The 2,359-nt window shown below is 67.3% G+C and carries 1 protein-coding gene and 1 pseudogene; both read left to right on the forward strand.

The features are described from left to right. Positions 1-2,123: beta-galactosidase small subunit-related protein (locus tag PGX04_RS00240; RefSeq protein ID WP_273736682.1), on the forward strand; the 2,123-nt coding region annotated here is incomplete at its 5' end. Between the two features lie 91 nt (positions 2,124-2,214). Beyond that, positions 2,215-2,359: pseudogene (locus PGX04_RS00245) on the forward strand (MoaD/ThiS family protein); the annotation flags it as partial.

The following is a 2,359-nucleotide window of genomic DNA, read 5'->3' on the forward strand; positions in this document are numbered from 1 at the left end:
TCGCTGACCTCTTGCGGGATCAGAGCCTTCAGGGCGGGTTCGTCTGGGACTGGGTGAACCAGGACCTGAACGACGTGACCGCGGACGGCGAGCCGTTCCAGTTCTACCACGAAGACGGTCCCGACGGCGCGTTCTCGCTGAACGGGCTGCTCTGGTCGGACCGTCGTCCACAGCCCGAGCTGTGGCAGCTCAAGTACAGTCACCAGCCGGTCGGCGTCGCGGACGCCGACGTCGCCGACGGCGAAATGTACGTCACGAACCAGTACGCCTTCACCGGCCTCGACGCCCTCGAGGGGTCGTGGGAACTCGTCGCTGACAACGAGCCGATCCAATCGGGCGAGCTCGAGCTCGATCTCCCGCCCGGAGAGTCTCGGCGCGTCTCGGTTCCCCTAGAGAAACCGGACGACGTCGAACCCGGAACCGAGTACCGGCTGACCCTCTCGTTCACGCTACCGGAGGAAACGGAGTACGCCGACGCCGGCCACGAAGTCGCCTTCGAGCAACTCGAGGTTCCGTTCGACGTCCCCGAACCGGAGCCGGTCGATCCCGACGCGATGGCCCCGCTAGCGGTCTCCGACGGGGACGATATCGTCGTCTCCGGCGAGGGCTTCGAGTACACGTTCGACGGGGATCTCGGCACCCTCTCCTCGATGCAATACGACGGAACGGACGTCCTCGAGCGAGGACCGCTGTTCAACGCGTGGCGCGCGCCGATCATGAACGAAATCCAGCAGTGGGGCAGCTCGCCGGCGTACAGCTGGTACGACGCGGGGCTCGACGACCTCACCCATTCCGTCGAATCGATGGCCGTCAATCGGGCGGGCGATTCCGTCGTCGACGTCGCCGTCGAGAGCTTCGTCGAAGGGGCGGCCGCCGACGTTCGGATCACCCCCGACGCGACCGAGTTCGGGAACGACGGCCTCCTCCGAAACGAGCCGTCGGTCGTCGAGGGCGTCTCCGGGACCGCTGTCGAGTTCGGCGACGGCAGTTCGCTCGCGTTCGAACAGTCGGACAGCCTCGACATCACCGACGGCGAGCTGACCCTCGAGTGCTGGGTTCGACCGGGCGAGCCGCAGGGCGGCGGCGACGCGCAGACGTACATCTCCAAGGGCGGTCGACAGTACCTGCTCAAGCGCCGTCGCGCCGGTCGCGACGGCTATCTCGAGTTCGTCTTCAACGCGGGCGGCGGCTGGCAGGTCGCCGATGCGCCGGTTCCGGACGACTGGACGGACGGCTGGCACCACCTCGCCGGCGTCTGGGACGGTACCGAGATGCGATTGTACGTCGACGGCGAGGAACGAGGGGAAAGCGCCGCGTTCGACGGGTCGCTGACTCACGTCGACGCGCCGACCGAGGTCGCCCCCGGCGTCGCGGACGGAACGGCGATGGACAACGTCCGGATCTACGATCGCGCGCTCTCGACGGCCGAACTCGAGACGCTCGCGGACGATCCGATCGACGGTGCGGTCGCGTGGCTGAACCTCGACGAGTTCGAGGACGTCGATCGGGACGGTCCCGGGTTCGAGACCAGCTACCGGTACCGCGTCTACGGCTCCGGTGACGTGGTGCTCGACGTCGAGACCGACCCGAACCGCCAGCTCCGGAGCACCGTCGAAGGATGGCTTCCAAAGGTCGGCGTCCAGCTTGAACTCCCCGAGCGGTTCGACAAGTTCGAGTGGTACGGTCGCGGCGAGCTCGAGACCTACCCCGACCGCAAGTGGGGCGTGCCCGTCGATCGGTACGCTGGATCGGTCGACGAGCAGTACGTTCCGTACCTGCCCCCGACGGACAACGGGAACAAGGCCGACACGCGATGGGCGACGCTCTCCGACGGTGACGTCGGCCTGCTCGGCGTCGCCGGCGATGCGAGCATGAACGTCAGCCTCGAGCAATGGGCGAACCTCGACGCGGCCGCCCACCAGTACGAACTCGAGGACCGCGGCTCGGTCGGCTTCAACCTCGACCACGCTGTGACCGGCGTCGGCGGGACCCCGACGGACCCGATCGACCGCTACCAAGTTGAAGCGGAGTCCGCGACGTTCCGGTTCGTTCTGCGGCCGTTCGCGACCGAGGAGGCGGACTCGATGAATCTGGCAAACCGCGGCTTCCCCGACGAGGAGTAGGGGAGAGCGGTAGGACACCTCCAGCATCAATGGGAGCAGAGAGTTTCGCTCCCCTCTCCCGTTATATGCAATCGATCAGTGAGTGACGAGTATGGAAACCGAGGTCACGGTCTACGGCCCGCTCCGGAGCGCGACCGGCGACAAGACGGTCACGCTCGAGTGGTCGGGCGGGACCGTCGCCGACGCCGTCGCGGCGTTGGTCGATGCGTACCCGCGCGCGGAATCGCACCTCGGCG

It is taken from the genome of Natrinema soli (genome assembly GCF_028618695.1).